Origin of the sequence: Pseudaeromonas aegiceratis (genome assembly GCF_046254905.1) — a bacterium.
Lineage (GTDB): Bacteria > Pseudomonadota > Gammaproteobacteria > Enterobacterales > Aeromonadaceae > Pseudaeromonas > Pseudaeromonas aegiceratis.
Genome location: NZ_CP158016.1, coordinates 713,691 through 731,183, shown reverse-complemented (window position 1 = coordinate 731,183; position 17,493 = coordinate 713,691). Strand labels below are relative to the sequence as shown.

The following is a 17,493-nucleotide window of genomic DNA, read 5'->3' as shown; positions in this document are numbered from 1 at the left end:
AGAACCGCTACTCCTGGTTGGCGATCATGGCGGCCAGTTCCGGCCTGGCCAGCGCCTCCAGGTCGACGAAGCGCGCCGGGATCAGCTGATGCTCCTCCACCGTCTGCCCCCGCAGCACCCCCACCAGCCGCTGCACCGCCAGATAGCCCAGCTGCCTGGGTTGCTGCACCATGACGCCATACAGGCGCCGGTCCCGGATCGCCTGGGCCAGCAGGGGATCCAGATCGAAGCCGATATGCACGGGCGCCGGACTCAGGGCCAGCTCCCGCAACACCACCGCCACCGCCATGGTGGTGGACTCGTTGACCGAGAAGATGCCGTCGAACGGCCCCGCCTCCCGCAGGAAATGGTGCAAGACGCTGCGCGCCTCCCCCACCCCCAATCCCAAGTAGGGGGAATAGCTCAGCTGCAGGCCCGCCTCCCGCGCCCCCCGGGCAAACCCCAGCTCCCGGGCGTCCGTGCTGGGGATGCCGGGCTTGAGCCGCACCAGCAGCACACGGCCATGGCCTCCCAGGGCCTGGCCCAGACGCAGAGCGGCCAGCTCGCCGGCCGCCCCATTGTCGGTGGCCACCACCGCCACCCGTTCACCGGGCAGATCCCGGTCCAGGTACAAGGTGGTGATGCCCTGCTTGCGCAACAGGGCCACATGCGCCTCGCGCGCCGTTGAGCTGGGGGCGATGACCAGCCCCTGACAGCCCATGGCCACCAGACGGTTGATGGCCTCCCGCTGGGTGTCGTCCTCTTCGTCCATGGGGGTCAGGGCATGTACCCGCACCCCCAGATCCTGGCCGGCCAGCTTGGCCCCCAGCACCACCTCGCTCCAGAAACGCTTGCCACCGGCCCCCGCCACCAGGCCGACACAGTCGGCCAGCACGGCGCCGCTGCACCACCATAACAACAGGCCGCACCAGAGCCCGTACCGCCAGATCCGCCCCATAGCGCCCCCTTCGGCCATTCGCTGGGCTAAGTGTAATGCACCGAGACCAACGCCAGCCAAGGACGGAGGCAACCGGGTCTATAGTTAGCAAAGAGTGTCACCCACAGCGGGTCAGCATAAGGGGGAACTATGGCAACCATCATGGTCATCGGCGCCGGCCTCGGCGGCCTCTCCGCCGCCTACGAACTCAAGGCCACCCTGGGTTCGGCCCATAGGGTGGTCCTCATCAGCGACAAGCCCAGCTTCGACTTCACCCCCTCCAATCCCTGGGTAGCTGTGGCCTGGCGCAAGCGCGACCAGGTCTCCCTCCCCATCGCCCCCCAGGTAGCCAAAAAGGGCATCGACTTCATCCCCCAAGGGCTGGTCCGGCTGGATCCCAAGGCCCGTCAGGTCACCCTGGCCGATGGCAGTGAGCACGGCTACGACTACCTGGTGCTGTGCACCGGCCCCGAGCTGGCCTTCGACGAGCTGCCCGGCGCCGGGCCGGAGGCCGGCAGCAGCAGCGTCTGCACCCTGCCCCATGCCGAGGACTGCCAGGCCACCGTAGCGCAGCTGCTGGCCCAACCCGGGCCCGTGGTGGTGGGAGCCCTGCCCGGCGCCTCCTGCTTCGGCCCGGCCTATGAATATGCCTTCATCCTCGACAAGCACCTGCGGGACCACAAGCTGCGCAAGGCCGTGCCCCTCACCTTCGTCACCAGCGAGCCCTATATCGGCCACCTGGGGCTGGGCGGGGTCGGCGACTCCAAGGGGCTGCTGGAGAAGGCCCTGCGGGAGCGGGACATCCCCTGGATCTGCAACGCCAAGACCCGGGCGCTGCAGGACGGTCAGGTGCTGGTGGACGAGTTGGATGATCTGGGTCAGCTCAAGCGCCAGCATGCCCTGCCCTATCGCCATGCCATGCTGCTGCCGGCCTTTCGCGGCATAACCCCCCTGCGGGGCATCGAAGGCCTGGTGAATCCCAGGGGCTTCGTGCTGGTGGACGACCAACAGCGCAACCCCACCTACCCCAATATCTACGCCGCCGGGGTCTGCATCGCCATAGCGCCGCCGGTGGCCACCCCGGTCCCCACCGGCGTGCCCAAGACCGGCTACATGATCGAGTCCATGGTGCGGGCCATCACCCTCAACATCCAGGCCGAGCTGCAGGGACAGACACCCCAGGCCAAGGCCAGCTGGAACGCCATCTGTCTGGCGGACATGGGCAACACGGGCGCCGCCTTCGTGGCCATCCCTCAACTGCCGCCGCGCAACGTGGCCTGGTTTGCCGAGGGCAAGTGGGTTCACCTGGCCAAGGTGGCCTTCGAGAAATACTTCCTGCGCAAGATGCAGCACGGCGAGACCGAGCCCCTGTACGAGCGGTTGGTGCTCAAGTACCTGGGTATCGACAAACTGGAGCAGGCGGCTGACCGGACGGATAAAACTTCGCTATAGTGGCGGCTCACGTCACCCAAGCCCCTAGGAGGCGCCATGTTTTCCCTGAGCCGTTTTTCCGCCCTGCCCGGCGCCATGCTGGTGAGCCTGGTGAACACCCAGCTGCGGGATCATTTCGCGGATCTGGCGGATCTGTGCCGCTACCACGACATCCAGGCCAGCGAGCTGCAGGCCAAGCTGGCCGAGGACGGCTTTCACTACCAGGCCGAGCTCAAGCAGTTTCGCGAGGCGTAAAAACGCGGGGGCCTAAAGCCCCCGCTGTTGCATCCGCCGCAAGAATTCCGTCATCACCCGCTCGTAGATCAGATCCCCCATCACGTGGTCTTCCACCCCACGGTCTATGTTGGGGTTGTCGTTGATCTCAATCACGTAGGCCTTGTTGCCCTTCTGCTTGATGTCCACGCCGTACAGGCCATCGCCGATGAGGTTGGCCGCCTTCAGGGCCGTCTCCCGCACGCAGCGCGGTACCGCCAGCACATCCAGGGTCTCCCAGCCGCCGGCGTTGAAGTTGCCGCCCTCCTGGTGCTGGTAGATCTGCCAGTGCCCCCGGCTCATGTAGTACTTGCAGGCAAACAGCGGCTGGTGATCCAGCACGCCGATGCGCCAGTCGAACTCGGTGTACATGAACTCCTGGGCCAGGATCAGGGAGGAGCTCTGCATCATCTCCCGGGCCTTCGCCTCCAGCGCCTCCAGGCTGTCCACCTTGTGCACCCCGCGGGAGAAGGAGCCGTCCGGAAGCTTGAGCACGCAGGGCAGTCCCAGGGCCGCCACCGTCTTGGCCGCCCAATCGGCCTCACCGGCGCGGATCACCCGGGTCTTGGGGGTGGGCACCTTGTGCTTCTCCAGCAGCTCCGCCAGATAGACCTTGTTGGTGCAGTACATGATGGAGGCGGGATCGTCGATCACCACCAGCCCCAGCTTCTCCGCCCGGCGGGCGAACTGATAGGTGTAGTTGTCGATGTTGGTGGTGGCGCGGATAAACAGGGCGTCATATTCCCCCAGCCGGCCCAGCTGATCCTTGTCGATGAGATCCACCTTGATGCCCAGCCGCTGACCGGCGCGGATGAAGCGCTTGATGGCCATCAGGTTGGAGGGCGGCAGCTGCTCCTCCCGGTCGATGAGGATGGCCAGGTCGTAGCGATACTTGCGATGGGGGCTGCTCTGGCGCCAGATCTTGCGGGAGAAGCGCTCCAGGGCGGCGGCGAAGCTGTCCTGCTGGCCGTTTTCCAGCTGCTGGAAGGGATAGGGCGCCACGCCGGCCACCTGCCAGCCCTGGCGCTGGTGGCGGAAGGTCACCTGCATCACCGGCAAGGGGTATTGCTCGAACAGGGCGCGGGCCAGCTTCTGCAGGGCGGGCACCTCGCTCTGGCCGAAGTAGAACAGCTGGGTGACTGTGCCTTGCGGGCTGCCGGCGAAAGCCTGATCCAGCGCCTCGTTCATGCCCCCCAGCACCATCAATTGGAATTCTTTGCTGGAGAGTTCATTGATGGTGCGCAGGGTAGGCAAGATGCGGTGGCCGCGGGCTTCGGCCAGCAGGGTGCAGTAGTAGCCCAGGCTTTGATAATCGTAGTTGCGGCACAGATTGATGACTTGAGTGTTGCGGGCGGCGGCGTCGCTGCGATGGTCGAGGTAGTCGCCCACGCTAACGACGCTTTCCGAGGGGAAGTAGGCAGCCCAATCCGATTTTTCTTCGGTCACGATAAGAAACTTGGCCATGATGACTCCAAGTTGACTAGCAAGGATATCCGGCGCGGCACACAGATGGGGAGGTCGGATACGATCCGGGTAAGACGAGTCTGTGCAGATAAGAGAGCGGTTAGGTGCAACAGGCAGGTGGCCCGCCGAAATGCTATGCCTGTCACACTTTACCCGTCAAGCGCTTGGGCCTATGATTCGACTCGTTTGGGCTGCCCTGCGCGCCCGCCTTGCCCCCGCCCCCTCACCATCGCCCGGACAGACGACGCCAGCCAAGCCTCCGCCCCCCTATGCGGGTTTCATCGGGAATCGTTTGGAGACGTTATGATCCGCGATGCGCAGCTTGACGATCTGCCGGCCCTGTTGGCCCTGGAGCAGACCGCCTTCCCCGGCGACAGATTATCCGGACGCCAGTTCCGCCGTTTCATCAAGAGCGACAACAGCCGTACCCTGGTGCTGCAACAAGACGGCCAGCTGGCCGGTTACGCCCTGGTGCTGTTTCACCACAGGACCCACCTGGCCCGTCTCTACTCCCTGGCCATCGCCACCCAATTGCGCGGCCAAGGGCTGGCCGGCCAGCTGATGGAAGCCTGTGAGCAGGAGGCGCTGGCGCGCGGCTACCTGACCCTGCGCCTGGAGGTACGGGAGGACAACGCCGGCGCCCGGGCCCTGTACCGCAAGCGGGGCTATCGCCCCATCCGCCTGCTGGCCCACTACTACGACGATGCCGCCGACGGCATCCGGCTGGAGAAGCGGCTGCAGCCGGGCAAACCCACCAGCCTGCTGCCGGTACCCTACTACGCCCAGACATTGCCCTTCACCTGCGGTCCCGCCAGCCTGCTGATGGCTCGCAGTGCCCTCACACCGGGATTCGTGCCCAGCCGGCGGGAGGAGGTGCAGATCTGGCGCGAGGCCACCACCGTCTTCATGACCACGGGCCACGGCGGCTGCTCCGCCCTGGGGCTGGCCCTGGCGGCCCATCGCCGCGGCCTCACGCCCCGCCTGTGGGTCAGCCAGACCCAGACGCCCTTCCTGCGCGGGGTGCGCAGCGACCACAAGCGGCAGGTGATGGAGCTGGTGCAGGCGGACTTCGCCCAGCAGGCCGAAGAGGCCGATCTGGACATCCGCCTGGGCCGCGCCAGCCTGGCGGAGCTGGGCCAGGAGCTGGCCGCCGGTCATCCTGTGCTGGTGCTCATCAGCACCTGGCGGCTCACCGGTGACAAGGCCCCCCACTGGGTGGTGCTGGTGGGGCTGGACGAGCAGTTTGTCTTCTTCCACGACCCGGACGTGGACAGCAGCCGGGATCGGCTGGCCTCCGCCATCCAGGTGCCGGTGCGGCGGGACGACTTCGCCGCCATGATGCAGTACGGCCAGGAGCGCTTCAGCGCCGCTCTCTCCCTGACCGGCCAGTAAAACAGCAACGCCGGGCAAGCCCGGCGTCGTTGTGGTGTGCAGCGTGCGCCCTGCCTAGGCACTCACCGGCTTGACCTCCGGCTGCTCGCCCGCCAGGCCACGGTAGATCAGGGCCCCCAGGGCGCCCCCCACCAAGGGGGCCAGCCAGAACAGCCACAGCTGGGCGGTGGCCCAATCCCCCACATACAGTGCCACGCCGGTACTGCGGGCCGGGTTCACCGAGGTGTTGGTCACCGGAATGGAGATCAGGTGGATCAGGGTCAGGCACAGGCCGATGGCGATAGGCGCGAAGCCCTGCGGCGCCCGGCGGTCGGTGGCCCCCATGATCACCAGCAGGAACATGGCGGTCATCACCACCTCACACACCAGGGCGGCGGTCAGGCTATAGCCCCCCGGGGAGTGATCGCCATAGCCGTTGGAGGCAAAGCCAGCGGCCAGATCGAAGCCACTCTGACCGCTGGCGATGATGTAGAGCACGCCGCCGGCGGCCAGCCCCCCCAGCACCTGGGCCACCATATAGGGCACCACCTCCTTGGCCGGGAAGCGGCCGCCGACACACAGCCCCAGGGTCACCGCCGGATTGAGGTGACAGCCGGAGATGTGGCCGATGGCAAACGCCATGGTCAGTACCGTCAGGCCGAAGGCCAGGGAGACCCCCAGCAGGCCGATCCCCACTGCGGGGAAGGCCGCCGCCAGCACGGCGCTGCCACAGCCCCCCAGCACCAGCCAGAAGGTCCCGAAAAACTCTGCTCCATATGCTCTCATCGTTGCGTTCCTTTCGTCTTGCTTAAACGGGAACCCGTACCTAAGGCGGCAACCACCGGGCAACGACCTGTGACACCACAGGCAGCCAGGCTCACAAACGGCACCAAGTGAAGCTCAGGCTGCCCCCAGGATACGCCCCTGCCCTGACAGATAAAAGACACGGGTTCTAACGGGCCCACGCCGCCTGCTGCAGCACGACGCGATAGCCATCCAGGTCCTCAAAGGTGCGTCCCAGACCATCCCAGTAGGGGTTGTAGGCCGGCACCGCCAGGAAGTCGGCGGCCAGCATGGCCTCGCAGGCGGCCTGCCAGTGGGCCGGCTCGGGCAGGTAAAACACCAGCAGGTGATCCCGGCTCGGCGCCCGACCCACCTTGTGACCCCGTTGATGGGTGAACTCCAGATGATAGGGCTGGTGCGGATGGCCCAGCAGGATGCCGTCAAAGCCCTGATGATCGGCAAAGGCCCCCAGGCGGACAAAACCCAGGCCGTCACAGTACTGGATCGCCAGGGCGCTGAGCTGGTCCGTGGGACGGGCGATACGCAAGATGGCGTGAGAGGGGATCATGGCAGCCTCCGAGCAAATGAAATCATGATGCGCCAGACCCGTGGCGGGTCCAGTGACGGCGCCCGCAGGTTGCGATGCTGGATGAGCCCATGGGGCGCACTCAGGCGTCCAGGCAGAGTCCTTCGAAGCCGCCGTGGTGCAGCAGCTCCCGGATCAGCAGCAGCCGGCTGGCAAACTCCCGGTCCACCGGCAGCCCCACTTGACTGGCCGGGCGTCCCCAGGCCAGTTCCGCCAGCCGGTTGAACAAGCCCTCCACCGTCTCCAGGCGCAGGGGCAGTTCGGTCACCGGGCTCACCGCCAACAGGGTCTGCCACAGCTCCGGCGGCAGGGCCAGCAGGCCCCCTGCAGCCGGCGGCAGGCGGGGCATCAGCTCATCCTCGATAAAGGCGATGGCCTGCTCCAGCTGATCATCGGTGGCCGGTTCATCCTTGAGCCAGGCGGCGATGGCGGACCAGGACAGCTGCAGGCAGGTCTGGCCCCCCTGTTGCAGGCTCAGGGTATCCCCCTGGCTGATCAGGCGGGCACGATAGACACGGGTTTGCGACATGATGACTCCCTGAAAATAGCGCAACACAGAGGGATACCAGCGTCGCCGCCCCAGGGCAAGCGACCGCACGCCGCTCCGGCGCCGTCGCGATGGTAAAATGCGGCTGGGCGTCGGCCGGCTTGTCCGGCAAAATAGATTCGACCGAAGCCTTGCGCGTCTGGCCGACTGGCACAGCAAGACGACGCCGGGCTGATCCTGATCAAGGGGTTGCGTGTACAAACTGGCAACTTATGGCAAGTTGCTTGAATCACACCGGCAACCGTATCACCTGCATCGTTATTTTTTTCAAGGAAACCGCCATGAGCGTCAGCGCCTTCTACCTGATGAACAATCCCATCCAGCACTACGATTGGGGCAGCCGCGAGGCCCTCACCCAGCTGTTCGGCATCGCCAACCCCGACCAGCAGCCCCAGGCCGAGCTGTGGATGGGCGCCCACCCCAACGGCTGCGCCCAGGTAGACAGTGACGGCGTGGCCACCCGACTTTCCGATCTCATCGCCCGGGATCCTGTCGCCACCCTGGGCGCCGCCACCGCCCAGCGCTTCGGCAGCCTGCCGTTTTTGTTCAAGGTGCTGTGCGCCGACAAGGCCCTCTCCATCCAGGTTCATCCCAGCAAGGCCCAGGCCGAGGCGGGCTACGCCCGGGACAACGCCGCGGGCCTGGCCGCCAACGCCGCCAACCGCAACTACCGGGATGACAACCACAAGCCGGAACTGGTGTTTGCCCTGACCCCCTACCAGGCAATGAACGGCTTCCGCCCCCTGGCGGACATCCAGGCGCTGTTTGCCCGGGTGGGCTTCACCAGCCTGCAGCCACAACTGGCCACGCTGGCGGCCAACCCCACCCCGGAGGGACTGTCCGACTTCTTCCGGGCCCTGCTGACCTTAAGTGACGAACAGAAGGCGTGCCCCTTGCGCGAGCTGCAGGCTTATGCCGCCGACCACCAGGACGAAGAGACCTTCGCCCTCATCCGCCATCTGGCCGGTCTCTACCCCGGCGATGTGGGCCTGTTTGCCCCCTTGCTGCTCAATGTGCTGACCCTGCAACCCGGCCAGGCCATGTACCTGGACGCCTGCACCCCCCATGCCTACATCCGCGGCACCGGCCTTGAGATCATGGCCAACTCGGACAACGTGCTGCGGGCCGGTCTGACCCCCAAGCACATCAACGTGGATGAACTGCTGTCCTGTACCCGTTGCGAGGCCAAACCGGCGGACGAGATCTTGCTGGCGCCGCGCCAGGCAGATGGCGTGCAGCACTATGAGGTGCCGGTGCCGGACTTCACCTTCAGCGTCTACGCCACGGGCGACCATCGGCTGACCACCGCCAGCGCCGAGGTGCTGTTTGCCATCGACGGTCCCCTGACCCTTAGCCAGGGAGATGAATCCCTCACCCTGGCTAAGGGTCAGTCCGCCTTCATTCCGGCGGCCACCGGCCCCTATCGGGTACAGGCCCAGGGCCGCTTCGCCCGGGCCGGCAATCAGGCCGGATGAGCCAGGATATCCGCCAGCTGCTGAGCCAGTTGCTCGGCGGCGAGCCCCCCCTGGGCCAGGTCCATTTCGCCGAGCATCAGAGCCAGGCGCCGGATCTGGCCTTCCGGGTGGATTTCCCCCGGCTGGAGATCCTGCTCGCCGGCAGCCTGCAGGATCAGTTCCGCGGCGAGGGACCCAGCCGGCTAGCGGCCGGGGATGTGCTGTACGTGCCGGCCAACCGCTGGAATGACCCCCAGTGGCAGGGACCGGCCAGCACCCTCAGCATACTGTTCGGCAAGCAGCAGCTGGGCTTCAGCCTGCTGCAGTGGGATGGCCAGCAGCTGCACAACCTGGCCAAGCAGCACGTGGCCCGGCGCGGGCCGCGCATCGGCTCCTTCCTGCTGCAGACCCTCAACGAGCTCGGCACCCAGCCCCAGGATCAGCAGACCGCCCGCCTGGTGGTGCAGAGCCTGCTGAGCCACTGTTGCGATCTGCTGGGCAGCCAGATCACCACCCGCTCCAAGAGCCAGGCGCTGTTCGAGGCGGTGCGCGGCTACATCGACAGCCACTATGCGGCGCCCCTGACCCGGGAATCGGTGGCCCAGGCGTTTTACGTCTCCCCCAACTACCTGTCCCACCTGTTTCAGAAGATGGGGCCCTTCGGCTTCAACGAATACCTCAACTACACCCGGCTGGAGCATGCCAAGGCGTTTCTCAAGGAGTACGACCTGAAGATCAAGGAGATTGCCACCGCCTGCGGCTTCGCGGACAGCAACTATTTTTGCCGGCTGTTTCGTAAAAGCACCGCCCGCTCCCCGTCGGAGTACCGGCGCCATTACCACAGCCTGAAGGAAGAGCGAGAGGGTTAATCCAGTACCAGGCGGGTCTGACTGGGGGAGCCCATCAGCTTGTGCACCGCATTCATCACCCGGTTGGGCTCCCGCAGGAACAGGTTGGTGCTGACCTGCACGCAGCGCAAGGCGTCAAATCGCGCCAGGCCGTCGATCTCGATGTCCGTGATCAACAGCACAACATCCGCCTGGGCGATGGCATCCGGCGCCAGCGGCGTTTCCACCCCCAGGGCGCCCTGGGTCTCTATGCTCAGCTGCCACTTGAGCTGCTGGCACAGGGTCTCCAACCGCTCCGCCGCCATATAGGTGTGAGCCACCCCACTGATACAGGCGGTTACCGCCACCAACTTATGCGTCATCCAGTCTCCGTCATCGTCTGCTAGCCCCCCAGGGTCACCCGCAAGCCCAGCGCCTCGGCCTCGGCCACCACGGCCGCCACCGTCTGAGGATCCGGCTCGGCCACCCCGGCCAACTGAAAGCGTTTTCCAAGCAGAGTATACTTGGGCTCGCCATAACGATGAAACGGCAACAGATGCACCTCGGTCAAGCCCAGGGAGGTTAAGCGCGCAAAAATCCGCTCAAGATTCGCCGGCGTCAGGGTGAAACCGGGAATCAGCGGCACCCGAGGTATCACCCGGATCCCGGCGCGCACCAGGGCCGCCAGGTTGGCCAGCACCCGGTCCAGATCCAGCCGCAGCAGCTGGCGGGACTGCTCGGCATCCAGGATCTTGAGATCGAACAACACCTCGTCACACTGTTGCGCCAGGCTCAGCAGCCGGGGCCAGGGAGCATCGCCGGCGGTCTCGATGGCGGTGTGGATGCCCTGCCGCCGCAGACTCGCCAGCAATCGGCTGGCAAACTCGGCCTGCAGCAGCACCTCGCCCCCCGACAGGGTGACGCCGCCGCCTGAGCTGCGAAAGAAGACCTCATCCTTGAGCAATGTCTGCTCCAGCTCCCCCAGGGTGACGTCCCGCCCCAGCTGCTCGAAAGCCCCGGAGGGGCACTCCTGGGCATCCCGCAGGCAGGGGGTGCAGTGCAGGCAGCGCGCCTCCCGCCGCACGAACTGGATCCGGCCTGAGATAGACTCGGGATTGGCACACCAGGGGCAGCGGTGGGGGCAGCCCTTGAAGAACACCAGGGTGCGGATACCCTGGCCATCGTTGAGGGAGTAGCGCTGGATGTTGAAGATGCGGGCTGTCTCGGCCCGCAGCGGTATCACCTCAGAGCTGGTGGGCGGTGCGACGTATGATGTCATCCTGGATCTCCTTGGACAGCTCCACGAAGAAGGCGCTGTAGCCGGCCACCCGCACCACCAGGCCGGCGTACTCCCGCGGATTCTCCTGGGCCCGTTGCAAGGTCTCGGCGTTGACCACGTTGAACTGCACGTGCTGCAGCTTGAGCTTGGTGAAGGCCCGCAGAAAGTCCGCCAGCTTGTTGAGCCCCCCGTCGCCGGCCAGGGTCGCCGGGGTGAACTTGACGTTCAGCAGGGTGCCGTTGGAGAGCAGATAGTTGTCCAGCTTGCTCACCGATTTCAGCACGGCGGTCGGCCCCTGGCTGTCCTGCCCCACCATGGGGGAGAGGCCGCCATCGGCCAGCTGCTCCCCGGCCAGGCGACCATCCGGCGTGGCCCCCACCACGGCCCCCAGGGGCACGTGGGCCGACACCGTGTAGGAGCCGGGGGTGAATTGGCCACCCCGGGGATTGCGGTACTGCTCCACCTCCTTGCAGTAGCAGCGCAGCAGAGCGGCGCTGATGTCGTCCACCGCATCCACGTCGTTGCCGTATTTTTCGAAGCGGTTGATGAGCCGCGCCCGCACCGCCTGGCCCTGGGGAGTGGCGAAGTTGTCCTTCAGCACCTGCATCAGCTCGGGAAAGCTCAGCCTGTGCTGCTCGAACACCAGGCCCCGCAGGCCGTGCAACGAGTCCCCCAGGTTGGCGATGCCGATCCCCTGCACGCCGGAGAAGTTGTAGCGGGCGCCCCCGTCCGTGATATCCCGCCCCTGGTCCAGGCAATCGAGGATGAAGGAGGAGAGCAGCGGCACCGGCGCCCAGTCCCGATGGCCGATGTCGCAGATGTTGCTGCCCTCCACCATCAGGCGCACATAGTGCCGGATCTTGGCACGGATCTGCTCCAGCAGCGCGGCAAAGCCGATGTCGGCGTTGTGAGCATTCTCCTGCAGGACGATTTCCATCACCTTCAGCAGGTTGAACATGGCGATGTCATGCAGGCCATAGGTGCGGCCGGGAATGGACAGCTCCACACAGCCCACCACGGCATAGTCCCGGGCATCCTCCAGGCTCACCCCCCGGTTGAGAAAGGCCGGCACCACCACCTCATCGTTGAAGATCTGCGGTATGCCGGTGCCCAGCCGCACCGTCTCGGCGGTCTTGCGCAGGAAGGCCCGATCAATAAACTCGTTCACCCGCACCCCCAGGTTGGGCTGGGGCAGCTGCACATCCTGATAGGCATCCAGACAGAGGAACGACAGCGGATTGACCGCGCTGCGCCCTGTCTCGGTCAGCCCCCCCAGCAGGGCGGTATAGCCGGTGGGAAAGCCGGCGAAGTAGCGAGCGCTGCTGGAGGAGCGCAGCAGCACCACGTCGTTGCACTTGACCCACAGGGAGGCCAGCAGCTCCCGCAGGAAGGCGGGATCCTCGCCCCGGGCCAGACTGGCCTGGTAGAAGGGCAGCATGTACTGATCGAAGCGCCCCAGCGACAGGGAGCTGGCGTTGGACTCGTACTGCAGAATGGTGTTCAGGTACCAGAACAGCTGACAGGCCTGCCAGAAGTCCTCCGGCGGCAGATCCATCAGATGACGGCTGTGGGCCGCCAGGGTACTGAGCTCCCAGGCCCGCCGGGGATCGGTGCAGGCGTCAGCCTGCTGCTGGGCCAGCTCGGCGTAGCGCTGGATGTGGCGCCGGGATGCCTGCAACAGCAGCAGGACGGCGGCGAAAAACGGATTGTCCGGCTCGGCGTGCAGCCGCTCCTTCAGCTCGGCGGTCAGGGCCCCCAGGCCCAGCTGCAGCAGGCGGGGATAGTCGATGATGATGTGCCCCTGCCCCTTGTCGGTCTGGTTGATGCTGAAGATCTGGGTAGCCACCGCCTCCTTCACCTCGTCGGTCATCTGCCCCTGGATGAAGTCCTTCATGGAGCGGCCGGCCCAGTAGGGATAGAGCTCCTCGCGGTAGATCCGCTTGTTTTCCTCACTCATCTCGAAACGGTCCTGGGGCCGACTGGCAAAATGGTCCAGCTCCTTGAGCAGCCAGTAGGGATCCATCTCGGGGGACATGATGCCGGCCCTGGGCGCCAGGGTGCGGTTACCGGCGATCAGTTCCTCATCACGAATCGTGATGGCCACGTGATCCAGTATGTAGGCCGTGGCCTTGGCCCGACGCAGGATCACGGGTTCGCCCTCGGTCTGCCGATGGCTGGCCGTGTACAGCAGCGCCCGCTCCAGTGAGATGACTCTGGGTTGGGCAAACAGGGCGGCCTTCAGGCGTTCAATACGATTCGTCATGGGAAACTCCTAAAAACAGCGGAGGAGCCAGGCTCCTCCGCATCGCTGACAGACTCAGGCGGTTTGTGCCAGATGGGACTGGATCTTGTTCATGATGGCGTCCGCCCGCTTCACCGCATCGCTGATGTTCACCCGTACCAGGGGCTTGCCGGTGAAGCGCTCCTCGAACTGGATGCCGATGTCCTTGGTCAGGATCACCATGTCGGCATCCACGATATCCTCGGCGGTCAGCACGTTCTCCTGGCCGATGGAGCCCTGAGTCTCCACCTTCACCTGCCAGCCCTTGGCCTTGGCGGCCGATTCCAGCGCTTCGGCGGCCATGTAGGTATGGGCGACCCCGGAGGGACAAGCCGTTACGGCGACAATCTTGGTCATAGTGGTTTCCTCGCGTGATTAATTGATTTCAAAGTCCAGATCCAGGTCGTCATCCTGCTTGGCCGGTTGCAGAGCAGCCTTCTTGCGAGCCAGCCCCTTGAGCAGATTGACGCAGACCGCCGTCACCACCATGCCCACGGCGATTGCCGCGATATAGCCCAGCTTGCCCTGCACCACCGGCAGCACGATGAGGCCACCCCAGCCGGCGTAACACTCGGCCCCCAGCAGGGCGGCGGTGACGGTACCGCAGGCGCTGCCGATCATGATGGAGGGGATGACCCGCAGCGGATCGGCGGCGGCAAACGGGATGGCCCCTTCGGTGATACCGACACAGCCCATCACCAGGGAGGCCTTGCCGGCTTCCCGTTCCTCATCGCTGAAATTCTTGCGGCTCAGCAGGGTGGCCAGCCCCAGCCCCAGAGGCGGGACGGCGATGCCCACGGCGGCGATGGCCACCACGGTGTAGACCCCCTGGGCCACGCAGATCAGCATGAAGGCATAGGCCACCTTGTTGACCGGGCCGCCCATGTCGAAGGCCAGCATCAGCCCTATGATGATGGCCAGCACCACTATGCTGCCCTGCTGCATACCCTGCAGGCCCGCGGTCAGGCTGGCAGTCAGGGCGCCGACCGGCTCACCCAGCCCCCACATCATGATGCCGGCGGTGATCAGGGTACCGACGATGGGGATGACGAAGATGGGCATCACGGAACGCAACACCTTGGGCACGGGGATCTTCTTGAGATAGAAGACCAGTATGCCCCCCAGCAGGCCGGCGATGATGGCGCCGAAGAAGCCGGCACCGAAGCTGTTGCCCACCCAGGCGCCGATGGCGCAGGGTGCCAGGGCGGCCCGTTCGGCGATGGAGTAGCCGATATAGGCCGCCAGAAACGGCACCATCAGGGTCAGGCCCGCCACCCCGAGGTCAAACAGCTTCTTCAGATTGGGATCCGTGACCGCGTCAGGCACGGCCCCCTTGCCATACAACATGACGGACACCGCCAGCAGTATGCCGCCCGCCACCACGAAGGGGATCATGTGGGACACCCCCGTCATCAGGTGACTCCGTGTGTTCTTCAGTATCTGCACCAGTTCGCTCATGGGAAGCTCCTGTAGTTGCCTTTGCCCGTAATCCACGATGGACACGATAGGCCAAGGCCCCAAGGCGCAGACAGTGGACAAAACAGCCATTTACTGGACATTTGTACTGTCGATTTGAAAATGAGATCGGGGTAGCAAGTTTTAGTCATCGGAAAAAGCTGCTGTTTTACCTGTGAATTTGTGACGAACAACGCAATAAACACCCGAGATTACATTTGTCCAGCTTTTGACAGTTTTGTCTGGTGGTCCCCCACCAACAGCACTTTTATGCTGTAGCCAATTCATCTGTGAGCGGCATGAGGAGAGACGTGATGGCCCAGATTGTTAACTTTGTCTGCGCACTGCCGAACGGGGTACATGCCCGTCCTGCCAGCCATGTAGAAAGCCTGTGCAACCGATTCAATTCCAAGGTGGAGTGGCACAACCTGCGCACCCAGCGCCGGGGGGATGCCAAGAGCGCCCTGGCGGTGATCGGCACCGACACCCTGCAGGGGGACGAATGCCAGCTGATCATCCACGGCGACGACGAGGCCAGCGCCTTCGAGAACATCAGCCAGTTTATCCGGGACGAGTTTCCCCACTGCGACGCCCCCCTGGCCCAGGCCGAGGAACAGCCGCAGGATCCCTTGCCGGAATCCCTGACCCACCTCAACCCCACATTGGTGCGCGGGCGGGCCGTGTGCGGCGGCAGCGCCGGCGGCGTGCTGACCCGCCTCAGCGCCCTGGATCTGCACAACCTGGGCCCCCTGCCCGAGCCGCACTCCCTGGCCGAGGAAGAGGCCGCCTTGCAGCGGGGCCTGGAGCAGCTGCAGCGGCACATAGAGCTGCAGCGGCTGGACAACGACGGCACCGCCAGCGCCGTGCTGGAGGCCCACGGCTCCCTGGCCCGGGACCGCAGCCTGCAGCAGCACCTGCAGGAGGGCCTGCGGGCCGGCGGCAGCTGCGCCGAGGCCATCATCAACAGCGCCGATCACTTCTGCGCCCAGTTTGCCGCCTCCCAGAGCAGCTACCTGCAGGAGCGGGTGCTGGACGTGCGGGACGTCTGCTATCAGCTGCTGCAGCAGATCTACGGCGAGTCGCGCTTCGCCACCCCGGGCACCCTGAGCCAGCCGGCCATCTGTCTGGCGGACGAGCTGACCCCCAGTCAGTTCCTCGAGCTGGACAAGTCCCTGCTCAAGGGGCTGCTGCTGCGCAGCGGCGGCACCACCTCCCATACCGTGATACTGGCGCGCTCCTTCAACATCCCCACCCTGGTGGGCATGGATCCCGCGGCCCTGACCCCCTGGCTGGATCAGCCGGTGCAGATCGACGGCGACGCCGGCATCCTGGTGATGGAGATGACGCCGGCCATCCAGCGCTACTACCGCCAGGAGCGGCAGCTGCAGCAGGCCATCGCCGCCCAGCAGCAGCAGTGGCTGCAGCAGGCGGGGCGCAGCGCCGACGGCATCCGCCTGGAGGTGGCCGCCAACATAGCCCACCCGGTGGAGGCCGCTACCGCCTTCGCCCAGGGGGCCGAATCGGTGGGCCTGTTCCGCACCGAGATGCTCTACATGGACCGCGCCAGCGCGCCGGACGAAAACGAGCTGTACAACCTCTTCTGCCAGGCCATGGCGGCGGCCGACGGCAAGAGCATCATCATCCGTACCATGGACATAGGCGGTGACAAGCCCGTGGCCTACCTGTCCATCCCCGCCGAGAACAACCCCTTCCTGGGTTACCGGGCGGTGCGCATCTACCAGGAGTACCTGGCGCTGTTCCATACCCAGCTGCGGGCCATACTGCGGGCCTCGGCCCACGGCCCGCTGAAGATCATGATCCCCATGATCTCCTCCATGGAGGAGGTGCTCTGGGTCAAGGAGCAGCTGGCCGAGGTCAAGCAGGCCCTGCGGGCCAAGCAGCTGCCCTTCGACGAGACCATTCCCCTGGGGATCATGCTGGAGGTGCCGTCGGTGATGTTCATCATCGACCAGTGCTGCGAAGAGATAGATTTCTTCAGCATCGGCAGCAACGACCTGACCCAGTACCTGCTGGCGGTGGACCGGGACAACGCCAAGGTCACCCGTCACTACAACAGCCTCAACCCCGCCTTCCTGCGCGCCCTGGATCATGCGGTGCAGGCGGTGCACCGCCAGGGCAAGTGGATCGGCCTGTGCGGCGAGCTGGGGGCCAAGGGCTCTGTGCTGCCGCTGCTGTTGGGGCTGGGACTGGACGAGATCAGCATGAGCGCCCCCTCCATCGCCGCCACCAAGGCCCGGCTGGCCAAGCTGGACAGCCGCGCCTGCCGCCAGCTGCTGAACCAGGCCATGGCCTGCCGCACCTCCTTGCAGGTGGAGCACCTGCTGGCCCAGTTCCGCATGACCGCCAGCGACGCCCCCCTCATCAGCACCGACTGCATCAGCCTGGACAACGACTGGCAGAGCAAGGAGGAGGTGATCAAGGGCATGACCGACAAGCTGCTGCTGGCCGGCCGCTGCCGCTATGCCCGCAAGCTGGAGGCGGATCTGTGGGCCCGGGAGGCGGTGTTCTCCACCGGCCTGGGCTTTGGCTTTGCCATCCCCCACAGCAAGTCGGAACACATTGAGCAGTCCACCATCAGCGTGGCCCGCCTGCCGGCCCCGGTGCCCTGGGGCGATGAGGAGGCGCAGTTTGTCATCATGCTCACCCTGAACAAACACGCCGCCGGGGATCAGCACATGCGCATATTCTCCCGGCTGGCCCGCAAGATCATGCACGCCGGCTTCCGGGAGGAACTGGTCAATGCCCAGGATGCCCAGACCATCCGCCAGCTGCTGCATCGCGAACTCGAACTTTGACGCCAAAAGG

The 17,493-nt window shown here is 65.5% G+C and carries 16 protein-coding genes; 6 read left to right on the top strand and 10 right to left on the bottom strand.

Translation table 11 applies throughout. The annotated features are described in order from the left end of the window. Positions 1-7: 7 nt before the first annotated feature. Positions 8-937 carry a substrate-binding domain-containing protein gene (locus ABHF91_RS03655; RefSeq protein ID WP_409422122.1) on the bottom strand — a complete coding sequence of 310 codons (930 nt, stop codon included), beginning with the start codon at positions 935-937 and terminating at the stop codon, positions 8-10. 129 nt (positions 938-1,066) lie between these two features. On the opposite strand from ABHF91_RS03655, the gene ABHF91_RS03650 reads away from it, so the two are divergent. Together ABHF91_RS03650 and ABHF91_RS03645 are read left to right on the top strand one after the other, a co-directional pair. Further along, positions 1,067-2,368 (top strand): NAD(P)/FAD-dependent oxidoreductase, encoded by a 1,302-nt coding sequence (locus ABHF91_RS03650; RefSeq protein WP_409422121.1) that lies wholly within the window; start codon positions 1,067-1,069, stop codon positions 2,366-2,368. A 36-nt stretch (positions 2,369-2,404) separates the two neighbouring features. Continuing rightward, positions 2,405-2,602: a DUF4250 domain-containing protein gene (locus ABHF91_RS03645; protein WP_409422120.1), complete on the top strand. Its 198-nt coding sequence runs from the start codon at positions 2,405-2,407 to the stop codon at positions 2,600-2,602. Between the two features lie 12 nt (positions 2,603-2,614). On the opposite strand, the gene ABHF91_RS03640 is transcribed toward ABHF91_RS03645, so the two are convergent. Next, a complete protein-coding gene (locus ABHF91_RS03640) occupies positions 2,615-4,084 on the bottom strand; it encodes a RimK family protein (protein WP_409422119.1) in 1,470 nt (489 codons plus the stop codon). 303 nt (positions 4,085-4,387) lie between these two features. Between ABHF91_RS03640 and ABHF91_RS03635 the strand changes: the two genes are divergently transcribed. After that, positions 4,388-5,476 carry a GNAT family N-acetyltransferase/peptidase C39 family protein gene (locus tag ABHF91_RS03635; protein ID WP_409422118.1) on the top strand — a complete coding sequence of 363 codons (1,089 nt, stop codon included), beginning with the start codon at positions 4,388-4,390 and terminating at the stop codon, positions 5,474-5,476. A 54-nt stretch (positions 5,477-5,530) separates the two neighbouring features. Here the strand turns inward: ABHF91_RS03635 and aqpZ are convergent, their stop codons facing one another. The 3 genes from aqpZ to ABHF91_RS03620 all read right to left on the bottom strand — a co-directional run bounded on the left by aqpZ (position 5,531) and on the right by ABHF91_RS03620 (position 7,353). Continuing rightward, positions 5,531-6,241 (bottom strand): aquaporin Z, encoded by a 711-nt coding sequence (gene aqpZ / locus ABHF91_RS03630; RefSeq protein ID WP_409422117.1) that lies wholly within the window; start codon positions 6,239-6,241, stop codon positions 5,531-5,533. Positions 6,242-6,407: 166 nt separating this feature from the next. Further along, positions 6,408-6,806, bottom strand: coding sequence for a VOC family protein (locus ABHF91_RS03625; RefSeq protein WP_409422116.1), 399 nt, complete (start codon positions 6,804-6,806; stop codon positions 6,408-6,410). 100 nt (positions 6,807-6,906) lie between these two features. Beyond that, positions 6,907-7,353: a hypothetical protein gene (locus ABHF91_RS03620; RefSeq protein WP_409422115.1), complete on the bottom strand. Its 447-nt coding sequence runs from the start codon at positions 7,351-7,353 to the stop codon at positions 6,907-6,909. A 299-nt stretch (positions 7,354-7,652) separates the two neighbouring features. Between ABHF91_RS03620 and manA the strand changes: the two genes are divergently transcribed. Together manA and ABHF91_RS03610 are read left to right on the top strand one after the other, a co-directional pair. Beyond that, the gene (manA, locus tag ABHF91_RS03615) at positions 7,653-8,846 is read left to right on the top strand and encodes a mannose-6-phosphate isomerase, class I (RefSeq protein WP_409422114.1); all 1,194 of its coding nucleotides are present in this window, start codon (positions 7,653-7,655) and stop codon (positions 8,844-8,846) included. Beyond that, entirely contained in the window at positions 8,843-9,694 is an 852-nt protein-coding gene (locus ABHF91_RS03610) for a helix-turn-helix transcriptional regulator (protein WP_409422113.1), read from the top strand. The genes manA and ABHF91_RS03610 overlap by 4 nt, the downstream gene beginning before the upstream one ends. Here ABHF91_RS03610 and ABHF91_RS03605 read toward each other — a convergent pair. From ABHF91_RS03605 to ABHF91_RS03585, 5 genes are read right to left on the bottom strand one after another with little or no spacing between them, the layout of a single operon-like run. Further along, positions 9,691-10,035, bottom strand: a complete 345-nt coding sequence (locus tag ABHF91_RS03605; protein WP_409422112.1) for a PTS fructose-like transporter subunit IIB — start codon at positions 10,033-10,035, stop codon at positions 9,691-9,693. The two genes, ABHF91_RS03610 and ABHF91_RS03605, sit on opposite strands and share 4 nt — an antisense overlap. Positions 10,036-10,055: 20 nt before the next feature. Then, positions 10,056-10,931: a [formate-C-acetyltransferase]-activating enzyme gene (locus tag ABHF91_RS03600; RefSeq protein WP_409422111.1), complete on the bottom strand. Its 876-nt coding sequence runs from the start codon at positions 10,929-10,931 to the stop codon at positions 10,056-10,058. Further along, positions 10,897-13,194, bottom strand: a complete 2,298-nt coding sequence (locus ABHF91_RS03595; protein WP_409422110.1) for a formate C-acetyltransferase — start codon at positions 13,192-13,194, stop codon at positions 10,897-10,899. Before ABHF91_RS03595 ends, ABHF91_RS03600 begins: the two co-directional genes overlap by 35 nt. 54 nt (positions 13,195-13,248) lie before the next feature. Further along, positions 13,249-13,569: a PTS fructose-like transporter subunit IIB gene (locus tag ABHF91_RS03590; protein ID WP_409422109.1), complete on the bottom strand. Its 321-nt coding sequence runs from the start codon at positions 13,567-13,569 to the stop codon at positions 13,249-13,251. Positions 13,570-13,587: 18 nt separating this feature from the next. Beyond that, positions 13,588-14,670: a PTS fructose transporter subunit EIIC gene (locus ABHF91_RS03585; RefSeq protein WP_409422108.1), complete on the bottom strand. Its 1,083-nt coding sequence runs from the start codon at positions 14,668-14,670 to the stop codon at positions 13,588-13,590. Between the two features lie 311 nt (positions 14,671-14,981). On the opposite strand from ABHF91_RS03585, the gene ptsP reads away from it, so the two are divergent. Next, on the top strand, positions 14,982-17,483 hold the full coding sequence (gene ptsP, locus ABHF91_RS03580) for a phosphoenolpyruvate--protein phosphotransferase (protein ID WP_409422107.1): 2,502 nt from the start codon (positions 14,982-14,984) through the stop codon (positions 17,481-17,483). Positions 17,484-17,493: the final 10 nt, after the last annotated feature.

Coding starts and splice junctions, on each gene's coding strand:
- ABHF91_RS03590 (WP_409422109.1), bottom strand. CDS start 13,569: ATGACCAAGATTGTCGCCGTAACGGCTTGTCCCTCCGGGGTCGCCCAT.
- ABHF91_RS03595 (WP_409422110.1), bottom strand. CDS start 13,194: ATGACGAATCGTATTGAACGCCTGAAGGCCGCCCTGTTTGCCCAACCC.
- ABHF91_RS03640 (WP_409422119.1), bottom strand. CDS start 4,084: ATGGCCAAGTTTCTTATCGTGACCGAAGAAAAATCGGATTGGGCTGCC.
- aqpZ (WP_409422117.1), bottom strand. CDS start 6,241: ATGAGAGCATATGGAGCAGAGTTTTTCGGGACCTTCTGGCTGGTGCTG.
- ABHF91_RS03610 (WP_409422113.1), top strand. CDS start 8,843: ATGAGCCAGGATATCCGCCAGCTGCTGAGCCAGTTGCTCGGCGGCGAG.
- ABHF91_RS03650 (WP_409422121.1), top strand. CDS start 1,067: ATGGCAACCATCATGGTCATCGGCGCCGGCCTCGGCGGCCTCTCCGCC.
- ABHF91_RS03585 (WP_409422108.1), bottom strand. CDS start 14,670: ATGAGCGAACTGGTGCAGATACTGAAGAACACACGGAGTCACCTGATG.
- ABHF91_RS03605 (WP_409422112.1), bottom strand. CDS start 10,035: ATGACGCATAAGTTGGTGGCGGTAACCGCCTGTATCAGTGGGGTGGCT.
- ptsP (WP_409422107.1), top strand. CDS start 14,982: ATGGCCCAGATTGTTAACTTTGTCTGCGCACTGCCGAACGGGGTACAT.
- ABHF91_RS03600 (WP_409422111.1), bottom strand. CDS start 10,931: ATGACATCATACGTCGCACCGCCCACCAGCTCTGAGGTGATACCGCTG.
- ABHF91_RS03625 (WP_409422116.1), bottom strand. CDS start 6,806: ATGATCCCCTCTCACGCCATCTTGCGTATCGCCCGTCCCACGGACCAG.
- manA (WP_409422114.1), top strand. CDS start 7,653: ATGAGCGTCAGCGCCTTCTACCTGATGAACAATCCCATCCAGCACTAC.
- ABHF91_RS03655 (WP_409422122.1), bottom strand. CDS start 937: ATGGGGCGGATCTGGCGGTACGGGCTCTGGTGCGGCCTGTTGTTATGG.
- ABHF91_RS03645 (WP_409422120.1), top strand. CDS start 2,405: ATGTTTTCCCTGAGCCGTTTTTCCGCCCTGCCCGGCGCCATGCTGGTG.
- ABHF91_RS03620 (WP_409422115.1), bottom strand. CDS start 7,353: ATGTCGCAAACCCGTGTCTATCGTGCCCGCCTGATCAGCCAGGGGGAT.
- ABHF91_RS03635 (WP_409422118.1), top strand. CDS start 4,388: ATGATCCGCGATGCGCAGCTTGACGATCTGCCGGCCCTGTTGGCCCTG.